Consider the following 26986-nt stretch of genomic DNA (forward strand, 5'->3'; position numbering starts at 1 on the left):
GCTGCCCGCAGCCGGTCCGGGCCGGGCAGACGTGTGGCGAGGGGTTGAGGTGGACCGTCAGCAGGAGTTCGTACTCCGCACGCTGGAAGAACGTGACATCCGTTTCGTCCGGCTGTGGTTCACCGACGTGCTGGGCACGCTCAAGAGCGTCTCGGTTGCGCCGGCCGAACTGGAGGCCGCGTTCGCCGAGGGCATCGGGTTCGACGGTTCGGCGATCGAGGGCTTCGCCCGGGTCTTCGAGTCCGACATGGTCGCCATGCCCGATCCGACGACCTTCCAGGTCTTCCCGTTCGAGGGCGGGGTGAGCGGGGAGAGCGCCCGGATGTTCTGCGACATCCTGCTCCCCGATGGCAGCCCGTCCTGGGCCGACCCGCGTCATGTGCTGCGCCGGGCACTGTCCCGGGCCGCCGAGAAGGGCTTCACCTTCTACACCCACCCCGAGATCGAGTTCTTCCTGTTGGAGGATCTTCCCGCCGACGGGTCCATACCGGTCCCGGTCGACACCGGTGGCTACTTCGAGCACACCACCCACGCGGTGGCCCGGGACTTCCGCCGGCAGGCGGTCCTGGCGCTGGAGCGGATCGGGATCTCGGTGGAGTACAGCCACCACGAGGTGGCCCCCGGCCAGCAGGAGATCGATCTGCGCTACGCCGACGCGCTCACCACCGCCGACAACATCATGACCTTCCGGCACGTGGTCAAGGAGGTGGCACTCTCCACCGGCGTACGGGCATCCTTCATGCCCAAGCCCTTCACCGACCAGCCGGGCAGCGGCATGCACACCCACCTGTCGCTGTTCGAGGGGGAGCGCAACGCCTTCCACGACGCCGGTGACCCGTCGAAGCTGTCCAAGGTCGCCCGGTCGTTCATCGCCGGGCTGCTCACCCACGCCCGCGAATACACCGCGGTGACCAACCAGTGGGTCAACTCGTACAAGCGGCTCTTCCCGCAGGCGCTGCCCGACCGGATCACCGAGTCCCCGGCGTACGTCTGCTGGGGCCACCTCAACCGGTCCGCGCTGGTGCGGGTGCCGGCGTACGGCAAGCCGAACTCCGCCCGGGTGGAGGTCCGCTCGCTCGACTCGGCCGCCAACCCGTACCTGGCCTTCGCCGTCATGCTCGGCGCCGGGCTCAAGGGCATCGAGGAGGGCTACGAGCTGCCGCCGGGGGCCGAGGACGACGTGTGGTCGCTGTCCAACGCCGAGCGCAAGGCGATGGGGTACGAGTCGCTGCCGGAGGACCTGGCCGAGGCGATCGACGTGATGGCCGGTTCGGAACTGGTCGCCGAGGTGCTCGGGGAGCACGTCTTCGACTTCTTCCTGCGTAACAAGCGGGCCGAGTGGGAGCAGTACCGCCGGGTGGTCACCCCGTACGAGCGGGAGCGCTATCTGGCACTCTGAGCCGATGTTCGATCTTCCTCTCGGCGATCACGCCGTGTTGCGTCCGCTCGAGCCGTGGCAGGCCGAGGAGTTCGCCGCCCACCTGGACCGGGCCCGGGAGCACATTGCACCCTGGGTGGGCCGCAGCTTCCTGGCCACCGATGTGGCCGGGGCCCGTGAGGTCCTGCGCCGGTACGCGGACGGGCAGGCCCGCGACGATGCCCGGATCTATGGGATCTGGCTCGACGGGGTCCTGGTCGGGGGCACCATGTTCGTGTCCCTGGACTCGGCGCGCGGGGTGTGCGAGGTGGGCTGCTGGCTGGAACCGGCGGCGGAGGGCCGGGGGCTGATCACCCGGGCGATCACGCACCTCATCGACTGGGCGGTCGACGTACGGGGGATCGCCCGGGTGGAGTGGGTGACGACACCGGACAACGCCCGTAGCCGCAACGTGGCGAAGCGGCTGGGCATGAGCCTCGACGGCGTGTTGCGGCAGAGCCTGCCGCCCACCGTCGACGGGGTACGGCGGGACCGGGAGATCTGGTCGGTGCTGGCCGACGAGTGGCGTACCCGTGGGGAACGCCCGGCTGTTGGCACAGTCCGGGCGCCCCACGTCACAGACCGGGCACCGCGCTAGCCGACGGCGAGACTTGCCGTCACCTGGTTCAGTTCGGGTTCGGCGGGCAGGCTGTCCATGAACGAGCTCACCGAGAAGACCGCTCGGCCGGGGCCCGCCGGTCCGTAGCCGGGCGGGCTGGACAGGCCGTTTTCCTCCATGATCGCGCGGTAGACCTCGAGTAGCCGGACGTGGTACTCGAGCGGCGCTCCTTGGGGGTTGGTTCTGCCGAGCGGGGTGGTCGGCTCTGGGCACCAGGTGGTGAACCGTGGCGTGATCCCTCGTGACATGAAGTACCGAAGCCCTTCGGCGGTGGATTCGATCGCTTCGCTCACGCTGGTGAAGCCGTGCGGGGCGGCCATCTCGACGCCCGCCACGAAGTTCGGGATGACATTGCGCGGCCCGAAGACCTCGGCGGAGTCGAGGATGCGGCGGTGCCATTCCTCCCGGCCGACGTAGCGCTCCTTGCCCGGGCAGTAGAGTTCGAACAGCCGCTTGTCCCACACCTCGTAGTTGGGGTGGTAGATGCGGATGCCGTAGTCGCGGAAGCGTTGCACATCGGCGCGGGGCAGCGCCTGGGCGACCACCTTTCCGATCCACCGTCCCGGGAAGCGTTCCTCGATTGCCTGGGCGTAGCGGCCGTAGAAGTCGGCCTCCGCCAGCCCGCCGACGTGGGAGGTGATGCTGCCGCCGGTGAGGGTGTAGGCCTGGGATGCCTTTTCGGTGTCGTGCTTGTTGATGATCTCCAGGGCCTCCAGCACCTCGTCGACGGGCTTGACCCCGGTGTAGGGGCGGCCAGCCTGCTTGTGCTGACGCCAGTTGTGGTTGATGTCGCAGTACTGGCATTCCTCCTTGGCCCCGAAGTACTGGCAGACCCGGAACGCGGTCAGGTAGATGAGGTAGCCCCACTGGATGGTCGGGGCGACTTCCATGACCGATTTTCCGTTGGCGAGGGTGTGCCGGTAGTAGTCCGGCATCGGCGGGAGCCCGACTTCGGCGATCGGCCGGTCGTCCAGGAACAGGCGTAGCCGGCCGTCACCGTCGTTCTTGACACGGTACGGCGAACTGGGGTTGGTGCGGACCGACACCACGGTACGGCGCAGTCCGTACGGTCCTCCGGTGAGCACGATTTCCTCAGGTGGCCGGCGCAGCGCGGCGGTGCCCAACTCCGGCAGGGTCCGGTGGTCGAATGAGAAGATGAAGTACGACTTCGGCTTGACGTCACCGTTCTCGTTGTCGGTCAGGGCCGAGTCGTCGAAGGCCATCCCGCCGCGCAGCAGGTCCTCCTTGATGACCGCCTCACGCGGCACGTGCGGGAAACGGCTCATCAGGTCCTCGACGAGATCAGTACGCGATGGCATGCGCCCCTCCGGAGCAGGGTTTTCGAAAGGCCTCAACGGTCACGGCAGGTTCAAGGTAGCGCGGTCGCCCGCGTTGGGGCCTGTGGTGGCGACGTGACGAAACTCCTGCGGTGACAGACGAGTCGGCTGCTGCCCGGTCCACGGAACACCTTGAGCGCTGAAGCGACGACGAGTGTCGCATTACCGACCCGTACGAGATGCAACTGCTTGCCGAGGCCAGCCTCGATGCTCTCGGTCACCAGCTATTTACCGCTCCTTGATCCACGTCACGACGTTAGAACCTCAACCGGACTTCACGTCAATCCCTGCGGGACGGCGCCCTGATGCCCCGCGCCTATCGGCCGTTCGCGGACTTGATCTCAAGGCCGGTTGCGGTCTTGGCCTCCGCACTATGACCGCAGCATCGCCACGACTGTCAGTAGCGATCATCGGAGCCGGCCCGGCCGGCATCTACGACGGTGACATTCTCATCAAGGCCGCCGAGGCGGCCACGGTCGACATCTTCGATCGCTCGGCCAGCGGGGTGATCAGGTCGGAGGTACGAACATCCGCCGCATCGCGATCAACCCGCGCAGCTTCTACTCAACCGCCGGCCCGCTCACCACACTGCCGGCGACGGCGCACGGGTGGATCAGGAGATCTGGTCGGTACTCGCCGACCAGTGGCGATGCCGTGACGCAAGTCAAGTTTCGGGTAGCCGCTGATCAGCTGACCAGGTTTGAGCGTTGGCCCTCACGGAACGCCGTAAGGCCGGTCTTGAAGTCCTGTGCCGAAGGGACGAACAACACCGACTCGTCCGGGGCGACGTAGACCTTGCCGCCACCGCGTACCGCGTGCACCACAGCCACGCCAAGGTTGTTCGGCAGCTCGATCACGTTCGACACCGGGTCCGCCAGCCGCTTCGTGAACTACACCTTACCCACCTCGATCAGGCGATTACTGTTCGACAATCCCATGGAAAAGCGTTTCTCTCTTGCGATCCGGAGTCATGCGATCAACCGGTAACGACCGCGATGATCCTGGTGCCGGGGGCGAAGTTGTCCCGGGCCGCCAGGTCGAAGATGCCGAACATCATTTTGGCGACGTAGATCGGATCCAGCCTCAGTCCATGCCGTTCGGCGAAGTCACTGGCGAACTCCGTCAGCTGCGGAGTCGTCTTGGCGTAGCCGCCGCCGTGGTAGCCGTACTCGATGCGCCAGTTGTCGGAGCAGCGGCCGTAGGTCCGCGTCTGGAGCCGGGTGACCTCGTCGGCCAGGAACTCGCCACCCTTGAGTGCCGAGAAGCCGATCGCCCGCTGGTGGGGGCCGAGCCCGGCGGCGATGCCGGCGAGGGTGCCGCCGGTGCCGACCGCACAACAGATGACGTCGAACGTCTCGTCGATCTCGGTGGGCAGTTCGGCGCAGCCGCGTACCGCCAGGTGGTTGCTGCCGCCCTCGGGCAGCAGGTAGAAACGCCCCCAGTCCCGGCGCAGGGAGTCGATGACCGCCGGGGTGTGCTTGGCCCGGTAGGTGCTCCGGTCAAGATAGGTCAACTGCATACCCCGACCCACCGCGTACGCCAGCGAGGGGTTCAACGGCAGATGCTCCTCGCCCCGGATCACCCCGATGGTGGCGAAGCCGAAGTGGTGCCCGGCTGCGGCGGCGGCCCGGATGTGATTGGAGTACGCCCCACCGAAGGTCAGCAGGGTGTCGTGCCCCTGTTCGGCGGCTGCCGCCAGGTTGTGCTTCAACTTCCGCCACTTGTTGCCCGGCAGTTCCGGGTGGATCAGATCATCCCGCTTGAGCAGCAGCCGGATCCCGGCCGCGTCGAGCCGGTCGTCGCGTACCTCCAACAGGGGCGAGGGCAGTTGGAGGGTGACCGTCGTCGGTAGCTGCTGCCCGGGGTCCATCCCTACAGCATGGTGGTTCGGTGCCGCCCGGGAAACGTTGGGCGGCACCGGTTGATTGGTGGTTCGGTACCGCCCGATGGTTCTGGGGCGGTACCGGTGATGTTTTGGTGGTTCGGTGTCACCCGGGAAACCGCCGGGCGACACCGGTTGATTGGTGGTTCGGTGTCACCCGGGAAACCGCCGGGCGACACCGAACCGGATCTCACTTGTCGGTCGTACCCTCCGGGCCGTGGTTCGGGCCACCGTGGCCGCGACCGCCGGGGCCGCCGGGGCCGGGCAGGACCCCAGCCTCGTACGCCTTGACGATGGCGTCGGCCTGCTCCTGGGTGAGCTTGCCGTCCTTGACGGCCTGGTCCAGCCGCTCCTTGAACTGGGCCTGCCGGTCGGCCTTGTCCTCGCCGTCGCGGTTCTTCCAGTCGCCGCGCTTCTCCTGAGCCTCGGACTTCCGCTGCTCATGGATCTTGTCCAGCGCAGCCTGGACCTTGTCCTTCGAGACGCCCAGCTCGGTGGCCAGTGCTTCCGCCAGTTCGTTCTGCCGCTCGGTCCGGCGCTGCTCGTGCTTGTCGCCCTCGGTGGTGGTGCTGGACGCCGACGGTGTAGGTGTCGCGGAACCGCCGCCCTGGGCGAGCGCGACGGTCGGCGCGGCTACCCCCACCGCGAGTACACCCGCTGCGGCCAGCCCAACGAGCGTCGTCTTCTTCGAGATCGGCCTAGGCATGGAACCTCCATTGGTCACTTACCGTGTGGGACTCGATCGACCTTGGCTCGGTGTTCTGTGCCCAGCCCATGCCGAGCCTGTCAGGAGCCTGAAAATCATGGGGCTGTTGGAGGTGTTATGTCCCGTATTGGGGCGGAGGGGTGCTGGTCTGTTGGTTCATCACACCGTGGTGAGCAGGGCGGTCGGGGCAGCCGTGCCCGGGCGGCCGGATGATCGGTTGCCCCGTACCGACATGCTTGTGCTGAACCTCCCCTCCCGTCCAGATCGATAGGAGCAGCGCCGGTGCCCAGGATGCTCAGCTACACCGAGGCCGCCCGCCTGCTGGGCGGCCAGCAGAGCAGGGTGGTCGACGCCCTCGACACGTTGACCGGCGGTGCCATGCTCGGTGCCTCGGTGGCCGTACCAGCGGTGTTGAGTCTGTTCGACGCGCGGGTCGAGTTCATCCGACTCAGCCACCAACTGGTCCGCAATCTCGCCGAGCGGCGCAGCGGCCTGTCCCGGTACAGCCGGACCGAACGCCTGGCCGCAGCGCACCGGGTCATCGTGGTCACCGCCTTCTTCGAAGCCCTCGCCGAGGCGGATCTGCCGTTCCGGTTCAAGGACCTGAAGCTGACCGAGCGGGAACAGGTGGCGATCGCCGGAGCACATGGCCAGGACAACCAGCCCCTCATGCGGGCCTTCTTCGTCGAGGGCGTCCCGTCGCCGGGGCCGCAGCAGCCGTACGAGCAGTTCCGGGCCGTACTCGATGGCTACTACCGGATGGTGGTGGCCCGGTTCGGTAGGTTCGTCACCGGTCTGGCCGCCTGGGACTGGCTGAGTCGGGGCGACCAGGACCGGTTCCAGGCGATCCTCGAATCCGTACGGTCGCGGGCCGTCGAACGGCACCAGGACCTGTTGGGCAAACTGGCCAGCGACTTTCCCGAGGTGGCGTTCTGGGCAGCACTGCGGGAGCACGAGGGCACCCGGGCCGAGGTACGTCAGCTCGCCAGGTCGTTCGTCGGACTTGAGCGGCTGCTGAGCGGCATCTCCACCGGCACGCTGCCGGACGAGCGGCGAGCCGGATTGGCACGGGCGTACACGGCGGCCCTGGCCCGGCCGATCATCTCCTCCGGTGACGTACCAGTGGGCCTGCGGGTGCCGACGCTGGGTGAGGCGTACCTGCCGCCGCTGTGCCGGGTCGCCGAGGTGCGGCCGGGTGCCCGACCGAGCGACGAGTCCTGGTGGGCGGGCCAGCCCGTCCGCGACGACCTGCCGGAGTTCCTGACCGGCTACCTCACCTCGCCCGGTGCCACCCAGGCTCCGCTGCTGGTGCTCGGCCAACCCGGCTCGGGCAAGTCGGTGCTCACCCGGGTGCTGGCCGCCCGCCTGCCGGCGGCGGACTTCCTGCCGGTCCGGGTGGTGCTGCGCGACGTACCGGCCGCCGCCGAGCTACAGGACCAGATCGAGTACGCCGTACGCGACGCGACCGGTGAACGGCTGGACTGGCCGGCGCTGGCTCGGTCCGCCGGGGATGCCCTGCCGGTGGTGCTGCTCGACGGCTTCGACGAGTTGCTACAGGCCACCGGGGTGAGCCAGACCGACTACCTGAGCCGGGTGGCGAGGTTCCAGCGTCGCGAGGCGGACCAGGGACGGCCGGTGGTGGTCGTGGTGACCAGCCGGACCAGCGTCGCCGACCGGGCCCAGCCGCCCGAGGGCACGACTGCGGTACGGCTGGAGCCGTTCGACGAGCGGCGGGTGGCTGACTGGCTGGCCACCTGGAACGCCGTGAACGCCGACTACTTCGACACCTGCGGTATGCGTCCGCTGGAACTGCCGACCGTGCTGGCCCATTGGGAGTTGGCCGAACAGCCGCTGCTGTTGCTGATGCTGGCGCTCTACGACGCCGACGGCAACGCGTTGCGTTCGGCCGGGACACTGCGTCAGGACGAACTCTACGAACGGCTGCTGCGCCGGTTCGCCCGTCGGGAGGTGACCAAGCACCGTCCGGGACTACCGGAGCGGGACCTGAACCGGGCGGTCGAGGACGAGTTGCGCCGCCTGTCGGTCGTCGCCTTCGCGATGTTCAATCGCAACGCCCAATGGGTGACCGAGGCGCAACTGGAGAGCGATCTGGCGGCCCTGCCCTTCGGCTCACCGACGGCTGCTGCCAGCCCGACCGTTGACCTTCGGGCGCCACTGCGCCCTGCCGAGATCGTCCTCGGCCGGTTCTTCTTCGTGCACCGGGCGCAGGCTTCGCGTGACGACAGTCGATTGGAGACGTACGAGTTCCTGCACGCCACCTTCGGCGAGTTCCTGGTGGCCCGGCTGGTCTGGCAGGTGTTGGCCGACATCGTCGCCCGGGAGGCGGCAGCCACCATGTCGTTCGGCGGTGAGCCGGTCGACGACGACCTGCTGCACGCGCTGCTGTCGTACGGGGTGCTCAGCGGGCGGATGCCGATCGTCGGCTTCCTCCGGGTGTTTGCCTCCAGGCTGGACGACAAGCGACGGGGCGACCTCACCGACCTGCTGGTACGGCTGTTCCAGGCGGCGCACCACACGCGACCGGGTCGCCGCTGTGACAGCTACCAGCCCCGGCCGTTGCCCGTGCCGGCCCGGCACGCCGCCTACAGCGCCAACCTGCTGCTGCTGGCGGTCTGTGTCGCCGGCACCCTCCATGGCAGCACGCTGTATCCGGGCCGCAACGTGGTGGCCTGCTGGCACCGGGAAACCCTGCTGTGGCAGTCCCAGTTGACCGGTGAGGACTGGAACAGCCTGGTGGAGATGCTGGTCCTGGAACGGCTGGCGTTCGACGACGACCGTGGTGGTCGGGACATCGCTCTCAGGACGATCCTCTCCGTGGAGCCGGACCAGATCGCGGTACCGCCGGTCGATCCGCTCTGGACGTACGACTTCCCGCCGGACTGGCGCAAGACCGTGCAGCACTTCCAACGGTCCGGCCAGTTCTTTCCGAGCCTCGTCCGCAAGGCGCACTTCCAGTGCGCGATCGACGGCGACATCCTGGTGCACACCCTGGAACCGTTGGCGTCGGTGTTCCCCGTTGCCAGCAGCAACTTCGTCGGGGAGGGGCCAGGCCAGGCCGCGTCGGTGGCGAACATGGTGGTCACGCTGCTGCTGGCGCCGCTGCTGCCGTTCACCGAAGAGCAGCGTTTCCGCCTGTACCTGGACTGCATCGACGCGGTGATCGACGGCTGGCCGGAAGGTTCGACCAGCGTGCACATTCTGGGGCTCTGCTTCGATCGCCTCGCCACCGACCAGGACATGCCGGCGGAACTGGCCATCGAGATCGTCGACCGGCTGGCGCCATCCGCTGTGGTGGATCAGCAACTCCGCTGTGCACTGAGTTTCCTTGGCCGGGACCGGGCCACGGATGAGCGGATCACCAGTCTGATGTTGAAGCTCCTCTCCGGGAACCGGGTCACGCCCCGCCTGGCCGTCGAGGCGCTCGTCCGGGTGGCCGAGACCGGTGGTCTCCGCGCCACCGACTCTCCGGACGTGGTCGTCCCCTGGGAGGACTGGCCCGACCTGAAAATCCGCTACGACCGGGCGGTCAGCCACTCGCGCGCACCCGCCGGTCGGGCCGACTAGCGGGCGGGGGCGCCCAGCGGTGCCAGGTCCCACATCAGGAGGTGGGTGTCGAAACAGCCGATCAGGGTACGGCCGTCGGCGCCGAATCGGATGTCAGGCCCCTTGAACTGGACCGGGAGGCTGGAGTAGTAGTCGGCCACGTTGTCGATGATCGCCGCGGCCGGCTCGCGGGTGGCGACATTCCAGAGTCGAAGGGTGGTGCCGCCCAGGCTGGCCAGCGTACGACCGTCCGGACTGAATGCGACGGCAGCCACCGTATTGGTGTGACGGCCGTTGAACTCCCCGATCTTCTTGCGATCGGCGACGTCCCAGAGGGCCACCCGGCCGTCGACCCCTCCCACGGCCAGGGTGCGGCCATCGGGGCTGAAGGTGACCGGTGCACCAGGATCGTTGAGCGGAATACCGTCGTACGGTGCGCCGCGCAGCACTGCCAACCGCTTCCGGGAGGCGACGTCCCACAGCAGGGTCGTGCCCTGACCACCGTCGGTGGCCATTGTGCGCCCGTCCGGGCTGAACGCGACGTACTTGATCGCGGCGGCGTTGTCGCTGTCGATCCGGCCCAGGCTTCGGCGTCGATTCGGGTCCCACAGTCGTACCGAGGAGCCGGGACCGTCGCAGACTGCCAACAGCTTCGCGGTCGGGCCGTAGGCGAGGCAGGACGTCCAGAAGGCGTCGCTGAGCGTGCCACCGGAGGTTTGGTGGGGGAGGCCCCATACGCGAACCGCTGCGCTGGTCAGCCCATCGGCGGCGGTGATCAGCGTACGACTGTCCGGGCTGAACGTCGCGTTCCAGTAGGCTTCGCCCCCCACGTCGACCGGGTCACCGATCTGCTTCAGCGTGGACGCGTCGTAGAGGCGTACCGACTTCCGCCGGACGGCGGCGATGAGCTTGCCGTCCGGGCTCAGGGTGACGTGCCGGACCGCGTCGCTGTTGCCGCCGTCGTCCGGCACCGCCACCCGACGTGGTTCGGGCAGGACCGGCGGTCCGGCCGGCGTCGTCGGGCTGAGGCTGGCGGCGGTCGTGGGAGTGCCCGTTCCCGTGCCGCCGGTACCGGTGCCGCCGCTACCGTTCCGGTCGGGCAGCAGCGCAACCAGACCGGTGGTACCCAGGGAGAGCACCAGGACGCTCGCGGCCACGACGACCCAGCGGGTACGGCGACTCCGGCGGTCGTCACGCGGGGCGACCGGTGCCGGTCCGGGTGCTGACGGGCGCGGCTCGGCAGCCGATGGGAGCGGATAGGCAGCCAGTGGACGCGGCTCGATTGCCGGCACTGCGGGAAATGACGGTGGCGTAGGGGACACCGGTGGTGCGGGGGACGCCGGTGGCGCCGGTGGGGTCGCCAGCACCGGCGACGGCAGCGGTCGGGCATGCAGGCTGCCCTCGGCCACGACGAGTTCGGGCTGCTCGACGACGGTGGGGGCGATGCCCAGCCGCTGATGCAGCAAACTTGCCGCAAGCGGCATACGGCTCGCCCCGCCGACGAGGAACAGCCCGGCCAGGTTCGTCGGTTCGATGCCCACGGTGGCCAGCAGCGACCGGGTGATGTCGACCGTACGGGCGAGCACCGGCAGTGCCAGCTGCTCCAACTGCTCGCGTGGCAGGGGCGCGTCATCGTCGAGGAAGGGAATGTGCACCAGCGTGGAGGCGGTGCGTGACAGTAGTTCCTTGCCGGTGCGTACGTCGTCCCACAGGGCGCGGCTGGCGCGTCGATCGGCCCGTGTCTCAGGCTGGACGAGCCGGCCCCAGGCCGCCGGGTCACGCCCCGCGTAGGTCCGCCCGAGGCTGGCCACGATCGCGGCGTCGATGTCGAGGCCGCCCGCGTCCGGCAGCCCGTCGCTGGCCAGCACCTCGAAACCGTCCCGGGTACGGCGTACCACCGAGGCGTCGAAGGTACCGGCGCCGAGGTCGTACACCAGGGCGTGGGAGTCGACCGGCAGGCGGTTGCCGGCCATCGTGGCGAAGTAGCTGGCCGCAGCCACCGGCTCGGCCACCAGGACCGCCGTGGGAAACACCTGCTGTGCGGCGGTGAGGAGCCGGTGCCGCCGTTGCGGACCCCAGCCGACCGGGCAGGTGATCACCGCCGGGGGTGGGGATTCGCCAGCGGGTGTTGCCTCTGCCGCGACCCGGCGCAGTACGGCCGAGACCATCCGTTCAACGGGTACGGCGACACCGCCGAGGAGCACCGAATCGTCGTCGATGCATCGCTTTGGGTACGGCTCGAAGCACTCCGGCCGAGTCCGAGCGGCGTGTACGGCATCGCGGCCGACCACGAGATACTGGCCGGGCTCGGCGTAGACTCCCGACGGCAACACCGGTGAGCCGTCGAAGAGCAGTGGTCGTAGCCGTCCGTCCGGCCAGGCCAGGATGGCGGTGGTGTTCGACGTGCCGAAGTCGATGCCCAGCCGGAACCCGCCGATGCCCACGAAGCAACGATACGGCCAGTTGTCCGCTCGGTGTGATCGGTGCTGATCCGCCTGGCTGACCGGCGAATCCAGTTTGGACATACGGTTTTCTGGCTGGGGGCCGGCCGTCCATGGCCGTTGCGGGGCCCGGCTCAGGATGACTGGATCACGCCGGCGAGGTAGCCGTACCGGATCCGAAGCTGGTCGATCGCCGCGCGATCGTGGTGCCGTAGGGCTTCGGCGACCTCCTCGGGTGGTACGACGACACCGGCGTTGAGCATCCGGTGACCTGCCATGATCAGGACGAAGCTCAGCAGGTAGGTCACGACGCCGGCGACGATCATCGCGAGGTAGAGCCACAGGGTGAGCGTCTCGATGTCGCGGTCGTAGTCGAAACCCCAGACCGGGTCGGTGCCGAGCACCGGAAGCGTGATTCCGAACAGACCCAGGAACGGTAACCAGGTGATCCACGATGCGCTGTGTCCGTGCCGGGCGAACCAGGGGTGCCGGCAGGCGAACGTGACCCAGAGGGCAGCGTTGGCGATGAGGAAGAGCGCCTGCACCAGGATGCACAGCTTCGACCACCAGGGCAGGTCGCCGAACGCCATCGGTGTGGCGGCTACGCCCGCCACGCCGATGGCGGCGCACGCCACCGCGATGAACGTACAGAGCCAGCGCTCGACCGGGCTGCCCGTCCTGGCACTGGCGTACGGCGGCTCGATCGGCCCCGGACCGGAGTCGCCCTCGCCCGGTGCCCGGAACCGTTCGGGGTTCTCGGCAAATCGTTGCCCGACGAGCCGGCGGTGCAGGAAGACCCGGGTGTCGTCGTCGGGGGCGGCCGGGTCGAACCAGACGTCGAACTCGTTGCCCTCGACCGGTGCCCAGCAGGGGTAGTCGGTGATGCGGATCGTCGCCTCCCGGGTGCCCTGTCCGGTCGACCAGAAGAGGGTGAGAACGAAGATGGGCAGGGCGTCGAGCCAGGACCCGGTGTGTTCGACACGGGCCACCGTCGCGACGGTGTGGGCACCGTGGTCGACGACGTCCTGGAGCCGGTGCTGCGATTCGCTGAGCCAGAGCCGGGCAGTGCCGACCTGCGGAAGCTCGATGCGCAGCGTTACGACCGCGCACGCCCCGAGCACGGCCAGCACCAGCAACACGAGCGCCTGACGCCACCAGGCCGCTCCGGCGAATGCCGCCCACGGCAGGAGCACCAGCGCGACAACGCCGCCGGCGCAGAACCCGATCGCCGCGGCGCACCGGTTCATCGGACGTCCGTGAGCCGGCGCATTGCTGGAGCGGTACTTCACATTCAGAGAATGCTCGCTGTAACCGTAGATCTGCTTCTGTGCGTTGCCAGTCGTGATCATCGACGCCAGCGCCACGCACGGCAGGAACAGGTAGGTCATCGTCGGGACCAGAGGCCCGCTGTCGGGCAGGTCGACGAACGGCTCGCCGATCAGTAGGCCAGCGGTGACACCCACGGTCAGGACACCCTGGACCGCCCACAGCGCCGTGATCATGACGATCCGGAACGCGAGGCCACGGGTACGGGCCTGCGCGACGACCGGTGATGTGGGGAGTGGGAACGTCTCCCCCTCGGGGTCGGCAAGTGTCAACGAAAAGGCCACTCCCAGCTCCTCTCCGGTGTCGACGGCGCGCCGACGGGGACGTACGGTTCGTCAGTCAAGCCGTTCGATCGGCTCCAGCGCTGATTCTGGCCCGTGGGCACAAACGGGCGTCAGCCCTGGGTTCGCGAGGGCGGAGCCGCCCCTCGATGCCCGCTAACCGAGATACGGAGTACTGCGGCCCTGGGCGTGGTGGTGCAGGCGGAGTCGTACGGTGTCGTGAATGGGAATGCGCTCGAACTCGGTGGGGTCGACGAAACGTACTTCGATGGATTCATCGCTGACCGCGATGGTGCCGCCTACGACGCGCCCCAGGTAAGTGATGTTGAACTCCTGGCGGACCTCGCCGTCGCGGTAGGCGATGACATGGTCCGGGTCGGTGTAGATACCGAGCAGGCCGGTCACCTCGATGTCCAGGCCGGTTTCCTCCCTGACCTCGCGGATGACGCACTGCTGGAGAGTTTCGCCGATCTCCATGGTTCCACCGGGCAGGGACCAGTTACCGGAGTCTGCGCGGCATTGCATGAGCACCCGTCCCTGGTCGTCGATCACGAGGGCAGAACCGCCAGGAACGAGGCTGTTGGCGGTCGGCGCGCTCGGGTCACGGTAGTAGTCGCGTCTGCCGCTCATCGTTGCTCCCATCCTTCGTATGTGTCGCAGTCGACGGGGTACCCACCGTCCGGGTCCGCCACAATGATCCGGTGGGGAAACGCAGAGCCAACCGTACGACGACCAGCGAACCGATCCGGCCATGCCCATGTGGCTCAGGTGAGGCGTACGGTGCCTGTTGCGGTCGGCTGCACCAGCGGGCGACGACCGCCGCGACGGCCGAACAGCTCATGCGGTCCCGGTTCAGCGCCTACGCCGTCGGCGACGCCGACTACCTGCTGCGGACCTGGCACTCCACCACCCGACCGGCCCGACTGACTCTCGACCCCCAGCAGCGTTGGACGCGCCTGGACATCTTCGGTACGGATCGGGGCGGCCTGTTCGACACCACGGGCGCGGTCGAGTTCCGTGCCCACTACCGCGAGTCGGGCCAGGTCGGCACGATGTACGAGCACAGCCGCTTCGTGCGCGAGAACGGGGAGTGGGTCTACCTCGACGCCGTCTCGTTGTCAGACTGATCGGCGATGATCCTGGCTGGTTCCGTGCTCCGGCCGGCCCGTGAGGACATCTGGACTGCTTGGTGGGTGGGGTGTTCGAGGAAGGGACGCCGGAGGCCACCCGGCGACCACTTGCCGACGGGGTGACGGCATGGCTGGCGAACGTCGCGTCACACGGCGACCGGGTCAGCTACGAGACGCGCTACCTGTTTCCCGGTGGGGAGGAAGTGCTGTCCCGCAACGAGCTGAGATTCCGCTCGTACGCCTGGCTCAGGCACGCGCTGGCCGACAACGGTTTCGCGCTCGCCCCGATGGACTTCGACACGCCGGACCTCGTGTTTCTCGCCTCCCCTGACGTACCTCGGCGGGTTGTCGCCCTCCGCATCGAGGAGACGCCAGCCTGGGGCTGGCAGGCGAATCTTCTCTACGACGACACCGAAGCCGTCACCGTCTCCCTCGACGGCCTGGACGCGCTCGATTGGTTGGCGAAGCTGCGTGAGCTCGGTGTCCCGGTCGAGCTGATCAACCGGGAGGTTCAGGATCTCGGAATCGACTGGGACCCGGAGGCGGACGTACGGCTGCGCTCGGAGGCGGACATGGAGGACTGGCGTCGACGCGATCGCGAGCACCGCGAGCAGCTCAAACGCGACTTCCTCCGGCAGCGCAACCGGAAGGACACGCCCGCGCACCAGCGGGATACGCCGCCCGGCGGTCCTTCGTGAAACTCAGGGATACGCCCGGCGGTCGTTCGTGAGGCTTACTGCACGGCGGGGGAGACGACCAGCGTTCCGGCGCTGGCGTTCAGGGTCGCCGGCACGCCGACCGGTACGGTGAGCTGACCGACGCCGTGCCCGATCGGCAGTCCGCCGAGCACCGGAACCCCGAGATCGCCCAGCCGCTCGGAGATCACGTCGGATACGGTCACCGCCCAGTCGTCGGCGCAGTTGGTGAACTGTCCCACCGCCACCCCGGCGATTCCGGCCAACACGCCCGAGCGGCGCAGCTGGGTGAGCATCCGGTCCACCTTGTACGGCGGCTCCTCGACGTCCTCGATCAGCAGGATCGCGTCGGTCAGGTCGGGCATGTCCGGGGTGCCCAGCGACGAGACGATCAGACACAGGTTGCCGCCGAGCAGCGGACCGGTGGCCGTACCGGGCACCAGGACCGGGGCGGTCTCCTCGGTGGGTACGCGGGTCACCGTCACCGGCTCGGTGCCCATCAACGCCGCCCGCAGCGACTCCGCCGACTCCGGCGGGGTGCGCTCGTCCAGCCAGGCAGCCCCGGGGCCGTGCACGCTGGCCAGGCGGGCACCGCGCCAGAGGGCGAACTGCAGGGCGGTGATGTCGGAGAAGCCGGCCACCACCTTCGGGTGCTGCCGGACCATCGCCATGTCGATCGAGTCGACCACCCGTTGTGCGCCGTAGCCGCCCCGGGTGCAGAGGATTCCGCGTACGTCCGGGTCGGCGAAGGCCGTGTTCAGATCGGCGGCGCGTAGCCCGTCGCCACCGGCCAGGTAGCCCTGCCGGGCGTAGGCGTTCGGGGCGACCACCGGCTGTAGTCCCCAGCCGGTGAGCAGTTCGATGCCGCGGGCCACCCGTTCCGGCCGGGTCGGTCCGGATGGGGACACCAGCATCACGGTGTCGCCGGGGCGCAGGGCGGCAGGTCGTACGGCATCGGTCATAGCGCCCGAGCCTAGTGGCCACCGAGTGTGAACCTCAGGCTGTCGACATCCTCGTCCTTCAGCCTGTTAGCTGTGTGTGCGTCCGGACAGGTGGAGGTCGGGCCCTCGGCAGGGGCAGGCGATGTTTTCCAACCGTTCCCATCTGGCGGGGTGGAACGAAGAGTCGTAACGGGACGGCGGTAGCGTTGCCCGACATCACAGCCCGTGGGGCGGTCATCCGCTGGCCCGGCGCTCGCGACCATACGGAGGATGGTGCATGTTTAACGGCGAGGAGCCGCTGGCAGTACGCGAAGACGGTGCTTCGCGGCCCAGCTTCGAGCTCGCGTTGCGCGGCTACGACAAACGGCAGGTGGACCGGTACGTCGAGCAGCTGGACCACAAGCTCTCGGCGTTGACGATCGAGCGTGATCGGGCGTCCGGCCACATCCAGAACCTGACCGCGCAGCTTCAGCAGTTGCAGGCGCAGATGACGGAGTTGAGCCAGCGGCCGGCGCGGGTGGATCGGGCCTCGTTCCGCGACCTGGGCCCGGTGGTCGACCAGATCATGGCCCTGGCTGAACAGCAGGGTGGGTTGATCACCGCAGCGGCGACCCAACGCGCGGCCGACCTCCAGGACGAGGCAGAGAAGGTCCTGGCCGAGGCACGCGAACGGGCCGCCCAGTCGCTGCACGACCTTGAGGAGGAGCTGTCCGCACGGCGCGCCGAGTACGAGAAGGCCAACGAGCAGAGCCGTTCCGAGGCGATGGCCGAGCTTGCCGAGATCCGCGAGTTGGCAGAGAAGCTGCGGGCCGATGGCGAAGCCGCCCACGAGCGTGCCCAGCAGGAGGCGCAGCGGATCAACGAGCAGAGCGCGCTGCAGATCGACCAGGCGCGGTCCGCTGCCGAGGCGTTGATGAAGTCGGCCCGTACCCAGATCCAGCAGGAGATCCAGGCCGCCCGTAACCAGAGCCAGCAGGAGTTGGCCCAGTGGCAGGCCAACGTCGAGCGGGAGATGAACGAACGGCACGCTGCCGCCGAGCAGGAGTTGACCGAGCGTTGCGAGGCTGCCGAACGTGAGCTGGCCAGCCAGCGTAGTGCGGCCGAGCAGGAGATCAACTCCCTCGTCAACGAGGCGCGGCAGCATTCGGCCGAGGTACGCCAACGTGCCGACGAGCAGGCTGCCGTACACCAGGAGCAGCTCATCGCCGTGCAGCAGGACATCGCGGACCGGCGCCAGGCACTGGCCCAGTTGCAGGCCGAGTTGGACGTCGCCTGGCAGCAGCTCGACCAGTCACGTCAGGAGGGGGCCGCCGCAGAGCGGGAACTCGCCCGGCTGACGCAACGTCTCGAAGAGGTCCGCCAGGAGTTCACGGTCGAGGTGAACCGGCTGGACGAGATGCGGCGGGCGGCCGATTCCGCCGAACGGCATGCCAAGGAGGTACGGGCGCGGGTGCAGCGCGAGGCGAAGCGGGTGGCCGACCTGGCGGCTGCGGCGGTGATGGCTGCCGCTGCCGGTGGACCGGCGACCGCCGAGTATCCGATGGTGACCCCTCGTCCCAGCGTCCAGCCCGAGGAAGAGCCCAACGAAGCGCCCAGTGAGCCGCCCAGCGGCACCCCCGCCATGAGCATCTAGAAGCCGCTATGCGCATCTGGAAGTAGGTGCGGTCACCAGAAGCCAAACACGGTTCGGCTCTCGGCTGTAGGGACAGCCGGGAGCCGAACTGCGTTCGGGACCGGCTGACCGGGCCGGATGCGGCTCCAGGGCCACCAGGGTACGGAGAAGCCGACCTGGTCGGGTGCCCTGACCTTGCGTCGAACGCCCACTCACACCTGTGTCGCACCGCTGGCCAGGGTCGATGCGATGCCGACCGTGGCCGTTTCAGCGGCAGACCAGCGGCAGATCAGCGACAGGTCAGCGGTGCTCCGCACGATGGCCTGGGCGGTCACCTCGACCGTCGCGCCGACGTGGTGCTGCGATGGTGGGAGGGCGAATGGGTTCCGGAGGTTCAACCGACACCTCGGCGGGCGGTTCGGTGATTTCGCTGCCGAAGGGCGGCGGGGCGATCAGCGGTCTCGGCGAGAAGTTCGCGCCCGACATGTTCACTGGCACGGGAACGTACTCCGTGCCGATCGCGCTGCCGCCTGGCCGGCTTGGGCTGACGCCGCAGCTGAGCCTGGAGTACAGCACCGGAGCCGGTAACGGGCCGTTCGGCGTCGGCTGGCAGCTGAGCCTGCCGGGCGTCGCGCGCCGGGCGTCGCGCGGCGTACCCAGATACTCCGCCGCGCCGGCCGACCGGCCCGACGTGTACCTGCTGTCGGGTGCCGAGGACCTCGTTCCCGTCGCGGCCGTCGATGCCGGGCGGGTCCGGTTCCGGCCGCGTACCGAGGGCACGTTCGCCAGGGTCGAGCGCGTGCTTGACGCGTCCGGTGACTTCTGGGAGGTGCGCGGCCGGGACGGCCTGCTCACCACGTACGGCACCCCGCGCCCGACCGATGCCCCGGACGACTGGCGCGACCCGGCCGCCGTGGCCGACCCGGCCGATCCCGGGCGGGTGTTCGCGTGGCGGATCACCCGCAGCACGGACCCGCTCGGGAACCTGATCCGGTACGAGTATCTGCGGGATGAGGGCCAGGAGCCCGGCCGCACCTGGGACCAGCCGCTCGTGTCGCGCATCTCGTACGCCGACTACGGTGACCGGGCGGCGCCGTCGTTCCTGGTCACGGTCGAGTTCGAATACGAGGCGCGACCCGACCCGTTCTCCGACCACCGGGCCGGCTTCGAGATCCGCACGTCCCTGCGCTGCCGGACCGTACGGGTCGTCACGCACGCGGCCGACGGCGTGCCGCGCACCTCGCGGGAGTACCGCCTCACCTACACGCAGGCGTCGTTCAACGGCACGTCACTGCTGCACCGAATCGATGTCGTTGGCATCGACGACCCCATGACCGGCGACCCGACCCCCGTCCCCGACCCCGAGACCGAGCTGACGGCCGGCTCCTCGGCGGGTCTCGGGCTCGGTGCCGCGTCGACGGTGAGCCAGCCCGTGCCGGTGCCCGATGTCGAGCCGGCGCAGGAGTTCCTCCCGCCGATGACCTTCGGCTACACCGACTTCCAGCCTGAGAACCGCCGGTTCGAGCCGCTGACGGGCAACAGCCTGCCGACGAGTGCGCTCAACGACAGCACCCTCGAACTGGTCGACGTGCGCGGCATCGCGCTGCCCGACTTCGTGGAGCTGGGTTCCACCCGGCGGTTCTGGCGCAACGCGGGCGACGGTCGGTTCGAACTGCCGCGTCCGTTCGCCGACGCGCCGCCGGTCCGGCTCGGCGAGCCGGGCATCGTGTTCGCCGATGCGGACGGCGACGGCCGACCGGACCTGGTCGTGACCGGCGCGTCGGCGCCCGGCGGCGCGGCCGGCTACTTTCCCCTGGCGGCCGACGGCGGATGGAGCCGGCGCTCGTTCCAGCCCTACCGCCAGGTGCCCAGCGTCGGGCTGACCGACCCGGGCGTGCGGTTGATCGACCTCGACGGCGACGGGCTCACCGACGTGGTGCGGTCGGGTAGCCGGCTGGAGTGCTGGTTCAACGACCCCGACCCGCGCAGGGCCTGGCAGCGCACGCTGGTCGTCTCCAACGGCCCGCCAGTCGACCTCGCCGACCCGCGCGTCCGGCTGGCCGACATGACCGGTGACGGTCTGGCCGACATCGTGCTGCTGCGCAGCGGCAACGTCAGCTACTGGCCCAGTCTCGGGCACGGGCGGTTCGGTGCGATGGTGACGATGCGCCGCTCGCCCCGGCTGCCGGACGGGTACGACCCGAACCGGCTACTCCTCGGCGACCTGGACGGGGACGGTGTCGCCGACCTGGTCTACGTGGACGACCAGCGGGTCCTGTTGTGGGGCAACCGGTGCGGCAACGGCTGGACCGAGCAACCCGTCGTCGTGTCGGGCACGCCTCGCGTACTGAGCACCGACTCGGTCCGCCTCGCCGACCTGCGCGGCACCGGGTTCGCCGGTGTGCTGTTCACCCGACCGTCGGACGGGACGGGTCGGCCGCACATGTGGTTCCTGGACGTAACCGGCGGGCGCAAGCCCTATCTGCTGGAGTCGATGGACAACAACCTGGGTGCCGTAACGAAGATCTACTACAACTCGTCCACGGCGGAATATCTGCGGGACGCGGCGCAGCCCGCCACGCGATGGCGTACCACGCTGCCGTTTCCGGTGCAGGTCGTCAGCCGGATCGAGATCACCGACCAGATCTCGCAGGGGCGGGTCACCTCCGAGTTCCGGTACCACCACGGGTACTGGGACGGGTTCGAGCGTGAGTTCCGTGGCTTCGCCATGGTTGAGCAGTTCGACACCGACGTGCTTCCCCCGGCGGCCGGGGGCGATGTCGTGGTGCCCTTCTCGCCGCCGACCCTGACCAAACGCTGGTTCCATCCGGGGCCGGTCGCCGCCGCCGACGACGACGCGGACTGGACCGAGCTGGACCTGCGGCACGAGTACTGGTCCGGTGACGCCCCGATGCTGGCCCGGACACCCGAGCAGGAGGCCTTCCTGGCGAGCCTGAGCCGGCCCGCGCGCCGCTCGGCCCTGCGTGCCATGCGGGGTAACCTGCTGCGCTCCGAGCTGTACGCGCTGGACGGCACCGACCGGGAGGCGCTGCCTGTCACCGTCACCGAATCCCTGCCGGGGGTACGCGAGGAGTCCCCGCCGCTGGTCGACGCCGAGGGGCGGGAGCACGTCTTCTTCCCGTTCACGCTGGGCAACCGCACCACGCAGTGGGAGCGTGGCGACGACCCGATGACGCAGACCTCGTTCCCGGCCGGGTACGACGCCTACGGCCTGCCGCTCGGGCAGGTGTCGGTCGCCGTGCCGCGCGGCCGTGATCCCCGGCTGCCGGGCGGCCCGGGCTCGGCGCCGTACCTCGCCACCTACGACACGACCGAGTACGCCCGCCGCGACGACTCCACCCACTACATCGTGGACCGGGTTTCGCGTACCACGACCCGGGAGGTGGTCAACGACGGCGCGCTGTCCGTTGCGGACCTCGCGGCGGCGGTGCTGGGCGGGCCTGCTGCCGGCCTGGAGTTGCGGGTCGTTGCACACACCCGGACCCACTACGACGGCGCCGCCTTCGTCGGGCTGCCGCTCGGCCAGTTGGGCGAGCACGGGCTGCCGGTGCGCGCGGAGTCGCTGGCGTTCACCGACGATTTCCTCGACACCCTTCATGGATCATCAGATGCCAACCGGCCCGCCTACCTCAGCCCCGACCCCACGGTCGACTGGCCGGCCGAGTATCCGCCGAACTTTCGCGACCTGCTGCCCGAGCTGGCCGGGTACCGGCACTACGGCCCCGGCGACGTACCCGGCTCGCCCGGCGGGTACTACCGCGTCACGTCCTGCCAGCGGTACGACGTGCACGACACGGAACACGTCGCGCGCGGGCTTCCGATCGTGTCGCTCGACGCGCTCGGTGCGCCCAGCAGGGTGACGTACGACCCGCACGACCTGCTGCCGATCCGGGTGACGGACGCGGCCGGCCTCACCACGGTCGGAGTGCACGACTACCGCGTGCTCCAGCTTGCCGAGGTGACCGATGCGAACGGCAACACCGAGTCGGTGACGTACTCCCCAGCGGGTCTCGTCACGGCCCGCTACCGCCGGGGCAGGGACGGCGCGGGCGACCAGACGCTCCCGAGCGTCGCGATGGAGTACGACGTGCTGGCGTTCATGGAGCGCGGTCAGCCGGCCTCCGTCCGCACGGTGCGCCGGGTGCACCACGACAGCGAGGTGTCCGTACCCCTGCCGCGACGCGCCGAGACCGTGACGTCGGTCGACTTCTCGGACGGGTTCGGCCGTCTGCTACAGAGCCGCGCGCAGGCCGAGGACACGCAGTTCGGGAATCCCGTCTTCGGCGGCGGGCTGCTGCCGTTGGACCAGTCCCAGCCCGGCGGGGATGCGGTCGGGCGCACGCGGACACCATCCGATCCGGACAACGTCATCGTCAGCGGCTGGCAGATCTACGACAACAAGGGCCGGGTCGTGCACCGGTACGAGCCGTTCTACGACACGGGCTACGACTACTCGCCGGCGGCCGACTCGCAGCTCGGCCAGCGCGTCACGATGTTCTACGACGCGCACGGCCGGGTGATCCGGACCGTCCAGCCGGACGGCAGCCAACAGCGGGTGGTCTTCGGCGTGCCGGTCGATCTGGCCGACCCCGACGTCCACCGGCCCACGCCGTGGGAGTCCTTCACCTACGACGGCAACGACAACGCGGGGCGTACCCACCCGGCATCGGCCGACGGCTACTCGTACCACTGGAACACGCCGGCGAGCGCAGAGGTCGACGCGCTGGGCCGTACCGTCCGGGCCGTCGTCCGTAACGCCCGGCCGGGTACGTCGTCCGAGGAATCCGTGACGACCCTGTCCCGGTACGACATCCAGGGCAACCTCGTCGCCGTCGTTGACGCGCTCGGCCGTGAAGCCTTCCGGTACGTCTTCGACCTGATCCGTCGCCGGTGGCGGGTCGACGGGATCGACAGTGGTCGGCGCGATGTCGTGTTCGACGCGCTCGACGGCACCGTGGAGAGCCGCGACAGCAAGGGCGCGCTGACCCTGACCGCCTACGACATGCTGCACCGGCCCACCCACGTGTGGGCGCGCGACGCCGCCGAGAGCAGGGTCACGCTGCGCCAGCTGACCGAGTACGGCGACGGTGGCACGCCCGACCAGCCCGCCGCCGACCGGGCCGCGGCCCAGGCCCGCAACCTGCTCGGCCGGGCAATCCGCCAGTACGACGAGGCGGGACTGCTCACGATGACGGCGGCCGACTTCAACGGGAACATCCTGGAGACCGTCCGGCGGGTCATCTGCGATGCCGCCATCCTCGACACCTACCGGGCCGGTCGACTCGACGACTGGCGGATTGCCCCGTTCCAGGTGGACTGGACGCCGTCGGTGGGGCAAACCCTGGCCGATCGGGAAGCCGAACTGCTGGAGACCCACGCGTACGCGTACACGATGGAGTACGACGCGCTGGGCCGTACCACCCGGCAACTGTTCCCGCTCGACGTCGAGGGGCGCCGGCGCGAACTCGCGTCCACCTACGACCGGGCCGGTCGCCTGGCGTCCATCCAGGTCGACGGGGTGGCGTTCGTCCGGCAGATCGCGTACGACGCGAAGGGCAAGCGCGTGCTTGTCGCACACGGCAACGGACTGCTGAGCCGCTACGCGTACGACCCGCACACGTTCCACCTCGTGCGGATGCGCAGCGACCACTACACGGTGCCGGGCGAGTTCACGTACCGGCCCGTCGGCGAGGCGGTGCAGGACTACGGGTATGCGTACGATCTCGTCGGGAACGTGGTCGCGATCTTCGACCGCACGCCGGGCAGCGGAATCCGGGCCAACCCCGAGGCGATGTCGGCGACCGATCCCGCGCTGCGAGCCCTGCTTGCCGCGGGCGATGCCCTGGACCGGAGGTTCGTCTACGACGCGGCGTACCGGCTGCTGTCGGCGACCGGTCGCGAGCACCTCGCCCCACCACCGGGCGACCCGTGGCGGGACGCGCCGCGCGGCAGCGACCACACCCAGTCGCAGCCCTACACGGAGGCCTACACCTACGACGCCGCCGGGAACCTGGTCAGCCTCGAACACCGGTCGACCGGTGGCGGCACGCGTACGTTCGAGATCGGCGGCACCGACAACCGCATGCGCCGCATGACCGTCGGGAAGACGGCATACGACTACGCGTACGACGTCAACGGAAATCTCGTGACGGAGACCGCCTCGCGGCACTTCGCCTGGAACCACCGTGACCAGCTCGTCGCGTTCGCCACCCAGGTCGAGGGCGTCGAGCCGTCCGTACACGCGCAGTATCTGTACGACGCGACGGGCCAGCGGGTCAAGAAGCTCGTCCGGAAACAGGGCGGCGCGGTCGAGGTCACGCACTACCTCGCCGAGGTGTTCGAGCACCACCGGTGGCCGGGCCTGGCCGCCGGCGAGAACAACCAGGTGTACGTGAACGACGGCACGAGCCGGATCGCCAGCCAGCGGATCGGCCCGGCCCACCCGGACGACAGGGGCCCGGCGGTGGCGATCCAGCTCGACGACCACCTCGGCAGCAGCAACGCGACCGTCGACGACACCGGCAAGCTCACCAACCGGGAGGAGTTCACGCCGTACGGCGAGACCAGCTTCGGCAGCTACACCCGCAAGCGGTACCGGTTCACCGGTGAGGAGCGCGACGAGGAGTCGGGGTTGAGCTACCACTCGGCCCGGTACCTCGCCCCGTGGCTGGGCCGGTGGGTGTCCTGCGACCCGGCCGGGCCCAGCGGCGGCGTCAACCTCTACGCGTACGTCTCCGGCAACCCGCTCCGGCTCGTGGACCCGTCCGGACTGGGCTTCTGGGACCGCGTCTGGGGTGGGGTCAAGGCCGTCGGCGGGGCACTGGAAACGGCGGCGGGCGCGGCCGTCTTCACCTTCGGGATGGCAACCAGCGAGCTTGGCATCGGCGTGCCCATCATGGCACTCGGTGCGGTCATCACCGCCCACGGCGTCGACACCACGGTCTCCGGCGCCCGCACCGTGTACGAGGGCAGCCCGGTGGACTCGGTCACCGCAGGCCTGCTGCAGGACGCCGGGATGAGCCGGCGCTCCGCGAACCTCGTGGACGCGGGCATCGGGGCGGTCTTCAGCCTGGGCTCGTCGGCGTTCTGCAAGGCGCCGACCGTGGCGAGCGCGGCTTCCGGCACCGAGGCGTTCGTCCACCTGACGAGCCCGGCTGCCGCAGCCGCCATCAACACGACGCAGACCCTCGGTAAGGGCGGCGGCACCATCTACGTGGGATCCACCTCCCTCGCCACGGCCTCGAAGACCACGGTCGCGCTGAAGACCGGCCTGACCGGCGAGAAGGCGGCCGAGGCGGTCAAGGTACCCGCCTCGGCGGCGCAGGCGCTGCGCACGCCGGTCCCGATCGGGCCCGGAACCCTGTGGCAGCGGCTGTCCGGGACCCAGTTCAGCAAGGGGGCGGGCTCCATCAACCTGAGCACCGGTGCCTTCACCCAGACCGGCGTCGCATGGACCCAGTGGAAGTGGTCGCTGTTCGACGCGTGGCTGATGGGCTGGCTACGGGCTACGCCGGCGCTCGGTCTGCCGGGCGGTGACGCGACGTCGACCAGCCAGCCCGACCCGACCCCGCCGCCCGAGTCCACCCCGTCGTCGTCCGGCTCCCTGATGCGGATGCGCAAGGACGAACAGCAGACCAGGTCGACCCGTTCCCGGCCCGACCTGTCCATCAGCAAGACGTTGTCGGACTGACGGCCGACCGCCCACTCGTACCGAACCATCCCACCAGGAGCCCACGATGGTCAGCACCAGCCTCGAGTTTTCGATAGCCACACCCGAGCCCGGCCACCGCTACGGCCTGGCCGAGGGAATTCTCGCCCGGGGCGACGCCCACGTCGTCAACGTCGGCCTGCCCACGTACACCATCGTCGGCGTGGCCGTCCAGTTCGGCGCGGGCGGTCCGTTCGTGCCCGCCCCGCTGTCCGGCCGTACCTGGCAGGTCTTCGGCTCGCCCGTAGCACGTGACACCGTGCTCACGGTGACCGCCCGTTGCGAGATCCATTTCCTCGACGGTAGCGGCAACACCTTCGCGTACGAGCGTGTCGACGTCATCGTCGGCCAGCTCATCCCACGGGTGGACATCGACCCGTTCGACACCGACGTCACGGTCACCGATCCGCCGTACGTGATACCCGAGGTGACCGGGTCGGTCACCGAGCCGTTCACCAACGTGACGAACGTCGTGTACCAGGTGGACACCGAGTCGCCGCAGCCTGTCGCCAGCGTGGTCAACGGGCGGTGGCGGGCGACGAACGTGAGCATCCCGGCCGGCCGGCACACGCTCAGGTTCACCGCCACCGACCCGTTCAACAGCAAGGGCAGCTCCTCGGTGGAGGTGTCGGTGCGGGTGCCCATCGACCCGAGCGAGGTCGACCGGGTCTTTGCACCCACCTCGTACGTGAACGAGCTGCTCGAACTCGCCCGACGATACGTGACGGTGGATGGCGCGCCGCCCGGCCCGAGTCGGGCCGACCTCCAGGCCCGGCTGCACCAGCCGCTCACCACCATCACGAAGGCGGCTGCCTTCCGGGCCGCCACGGCCGACGTGTCGCAGACCCGGCTCGGGGTCGAGGTGCTGCGCGGAGTCATCCCGCCCAGCGCCACCACGGACCTCGACCCGACGTACCGCTGGACGGCGTACGAGGCGCTCCTGCTGGCCCTCGGCACCTCCGCCGAGGAACTGCGGATAGCCCGCACCGGTGCGGCGGCCGAACGCGCGCAACTGGCGGTCCGGCTGGGCCTGGAGCCGAGCCAGCCGGAGCAACTCGCGCAGCTGACCCTCGACCGGGCCGACGTCACGGACGAGAAGCTCGCCTGGCTCTTCGGGTACCAGCCGACCGTGGCGCCGTCCCTGGAGGCCCCACCGCCCGGGACACCTGCGCACCTGCTGGCGCAGCAGGCGGCCCTCCGCAACGCCTGGCGCGAAACCGACGCGCGGGAGCGGGACGTGCCGGGCGCGCCCCGGCCGCTCATCGTTCCCGGGCTGGTCGAGGCCGCGGACCTGGTCAGCCCGGAG

The 26986-nt window shown here is 69.5% G+C and carries 18 protein-coding genes; 8 read left to right on the forward strand and 10 right to left on the reverse strand.

Annotated features, from left to right (window positions below):
* The first annotated feature begins 49 nt into the window (after positions 1-49).
* Positions 50-1399, forward strand: coding sequence for a type I glutamate--ammonia ligase (gene glnA / locus ACFQ4H_RS16225; RefSeq protein WP_377571796.1), 1350 nt, complete (start codon positions 50-52; stop codon positions 1397-1399).
* A 4-nt stretch (positions 1400-1403) separates the two neighbouring features.
* Complete coding sequence (locus ACFQ4H_RS16230) at positions 1404-2015, forward strand: GNAT family N-acetyltransferase (protein WP_377571797.1); 612 nt, start codon at positions 1404-1406, stop codon at positions 2013-2015.
* Here the strand turns inward: ACFQ4H_RS16230 and ACFQ4H_RS16235 are convergent.
* From ACFQ4H_RS16235 to ACFQ4H_RS16255, 5 genes are all read right to left on the reverse strand, one after another.
* Entirely contained in the window at positions 2012-3355 is a 1344-nt protein-coding gene (locus ACFQ4H_RS16235) for a radical SAM protein (protein WP_377571798.1), read from the reverse strand. The two genes, ACFQ4H_RS16230 and ACFQ4H_RS16235, sit on opposite strands and share 4 nt — an antisense overlap.
* Positions 3356-3405: 50 nt before the next feature.
* Positions 3406-3594 carry a hypothetical protein gene (locus tag ACFQ4H_RS16240; protein ID WP_377571799.1) on the reverse strand — a complete coding sequence of 63 codons (189 nt, stop codon included), beginning with the start codon at positions 3592-3594 and terminating at the stop codon, positions 3406-3408.
* Positions 3595-4059: 465 nt separating this feature from the next.
* Positions 4060-4230 carry a hypothetical protein gene (locus ACFQ4H_RS16245; protein WP_377571800.1) on the reverse strand — a complete coding sequence of 57 codons (171 nt, stop codon included), beginning with the start codon at positions 4228-4230 and terminating at the stop codon, positions 4060-4062.
* A gap of 119 nt (positions 4231-4349) precedes the next feature.
* Positions 4350-5243: a 1-aminocyclopropane-1-carboxylate deaminase/D-cysteine desulfhydrase gene (locus ACFQ4H_RS16250; RefSeq protein WP_377571801.1), complete on the reverse strand. Its 894-nt coding sequence runs from the start codon at positions 5241-5243 to the stop codon at positions 4350-4352.
* A gap of 202 nt (positions 5244-5445) precedes the next feature.
* Positions 5446-5961 (reverse strand): hypothetical protein, encoded by a 516-nt coding sequence (locus tag ACFQ4H_RS16255; RefSeq protein WP_377571802.1) that lies wholly within the window; start codon positions 5959-5961, stop codon positions 5446-5448.
* Between the two features lie 291 nt (positions 5962-6252).
* On the opposite strand from ACFQ4H_RS16255, the gene ACFQ4H_RS16260 reads away from it, so the two are divergent.
* The gene (locus tag ACFQ4H_RS16260; protein WP_377571816.1) at positions 6253-9546 is read left to right on the forward strand and encodes an NACHT domain-containing protein; all 3294 of its coding nucleotides are present in this window, start codon (positions 6253-6255) and stop codon (positions 9544-9546) included.
* Here the strand turns inward: ACFQ4H_RS16260 and ACFQ4H_RS16265 are convergent.
* The 3 genes from ACFQ4H_RS16265 to ACFQ4H_RS16275 all read right to left on the reverse strand — a co-directional run bounded on the left by ACFQ4H_RS16265 (position 9543) and on the right by ACFQ4H_RS16275 (position 14203).
* Entirely contained in the window at positions 9543-11969 is a 2427-nt protein-coding gene (locus tag ACFQ4H_RS16265) for an Hsp70 family protein (RefSeq protein ID WP_377571803.1), read from the reverse strand. The genes ACFQ4H_RS16260 and ACFQ4H_RS16265 overlap by 4 nt on opposite strands.
* Before the next feature lie 131 nt (positions 11970-12100).
* Positions 12101-13576: a hypothetical protein gene (locus tag ACFQ4H_RS16270; RefSeq protein WP_377571804.1), complete on the reverse strand. Its 1476-nt coding sequence runs from the start codon at positions 13574-13576 to the stop codon at positions 12101-12103.
* Positions 13577-13729: 153 nt separating this feature from the next.
* On the reverse strand, positions 13730-14203 hold the full coding sequence (locus ACFQ4H_RS16275) for an NUDIX domain-containing protein (RefSeq protein ID WP_377571805.1): 474 nt from the start codon (positions 14201-14203) through the stop codon (positions 13730-13732).
* A 71-nt stretch (positions 14204-14274) separates the two neighbouring features.
* Between ACFQ4H_RS16275 and ACFQ4H_RS16280 the strand changes: the two genes are divergently transcribed.
* Positions 14275-14700 (forward strand): YchJ family protein, encoded by a 426-nt coding sequence (locus ACFQ4H_RS16280; protein ID WP_377571806.1) that lies wholly within the window; start codon positions 14275-14277, stop codon positions 14698-14700.
* Positions 14701-14771: 71 nt separating this feature from the next.
* A complete protein-coding gene (locus tag ACFQ4H_RS16285) occupies positions 14772-15401 on the forward strand; it encodes a hypothetical protein (RefSeq protein WP_377571807.1) in 630 nt (209 codons plus the stop codon).
* A 35-nt stretch (positions 15402-15436) separates the two neighbouring features.
* On the opposite strand, the gene ACFQ4H_RS16290 is transcribed toward ACFQ4H_RS16285, so the two are convergent.
* The gene (locus ACFQ4H_RS16290; protein ID WP_377571808.1) at positions 15437-16360 is read right to left on the reverse strand and encodes a S66 peptidase family protein; all 924 of its coding nucleotides are present in this window, start codon (positions 16358-16360) and stop codon (positions 15437-15439) included.
* 256 nt (positions 16361-16616) lie between these two features.
* On the opposite strand from ACFQ4H_RS16290, the gene ACFQ4H_RS16295 reads away from it, so the two are divergent.
* Positions 16617-17972 (forward strand): coiled-coil domain-containing protein, encoded by a 1356-nt coding sequence (locus ACFQ4H_RS16295; protein WP_377571809.1) that lies wholly within the window; start codon positions 16617-16619, stop codon positions 17970-17972.
* Between the two features lie 191 nt (positions 17973-18163).
* Here the strand turns inward: ACFQ4H_RS16295 and ACFQ4H_RS16300 are convergent, their stop codons facing one another.
* Positions 18164-18349, reverse strand: coding sequence for a hypothetical protein (locus ACFQ4H_RS16300; protein ID WP_377571810.1), 186 nt, complete (start codon positions 18347-18349; stop codon positions 18164-18166).
* Positions 18350-18372: 23 nt separating this feature from the next.
* On the opposite strand from ACFQ4H_RS16300, the gene ACFQ4H_RS16305 reads away from it, so the two are divergent.
* Positions 18373-25662 (forward strand): SpvB/TcaC N-terminal domain-containing protein, encoded by a 7290-nt coding sequence (locus ACFQ4H_RS16305; RefSeq protein ID WP_377571811.1) that lies wholly within the window; start codon positions 18373-18375, stop codon positions 25660-25662.
* Positions 25663-25708: 46 nt separating this feature from the next.
* Positions 25709-26986, forward strand: a 1278-nt coding sequence (locus ACFQ4H_RS16310; RefSeq protein WP_377571812.1) for a hypothetical protein, incomplete at its 3' end; no start/stop codon positions are given.

It is taken from the genome of Micromonospora sonneratiae (assembly GCF_042679305.1).
In the GTDB taxonomy this organism is placed as follows: domain Bacteria; phylum Actinomycetota; class Actinomycetes; order Mycobacteriales; family Micromonosporaceae; genus Micromonospora_H; species Micromonospora_H sonneratiae.

Bases quoted from the DNA above. Each gene is read 5' to 3' on its own strand.
- ACFQ4H_RS16230 (WP_377571797.1), top strand. From the start codon at position 1,404: ATGTTCGATCTTCCTCTCGGCGATCACGCCGTGTTGCGTCCGCTCGAG.
- ACFQ4H_RS16235 (WP_377571798.1), bottom strand. From the start codon at position 3,355: ATGCCATCGCGTACTGATCTCGTCGAGGACCTGATGAGCCGTTTCCCG.
- ACFQ4H_RS16250 (WP_377571801.1), bottom strand. From the start codon at position 5,243: ATGGACCCCGGGCAGCAGCTACCGACGACGGTCACCCTCCAACTGCCC.
- ACFQ4H_RS16255 (WP_377571802.1), bottom strand. From the start codon at position 5,961: ATGCCTAGGCCGATCTCGAAGAAGACGACGCTCGTTGGGCTGGCCGCA.
- ACFQ4H_RS16260 (WP_377571816.1), top strand. From the start codon at position 6,253: ATGCTCAGCTACACCGAGGCCGCCCGCCTGCTGGGCGGCCAGCAGAGC.
- ACFQ4H_RS16275 (WP_377571805.1), bottom strand. From the start codon at position 14,203: ATGAGCGGCAGACGCGACTACTACCGTGACCCGAGCGCGCCGACCGCC.
- ACFQ4H_RS16290 (WP_377571808.1), bottom strand. From the start codon at position 16,360: ATGACCGATGCCGTACGACCTGCCGCCCTGCGCCCCGGCGACACCGTG.
- ACFQ4H_RS16295 (WP_377571809.1), top strand. From the start codon at position 16,617: ATGTTTAACGGCGAGGAGCCGCTGGCAGTACGCGAAGACGGTGCTTCG.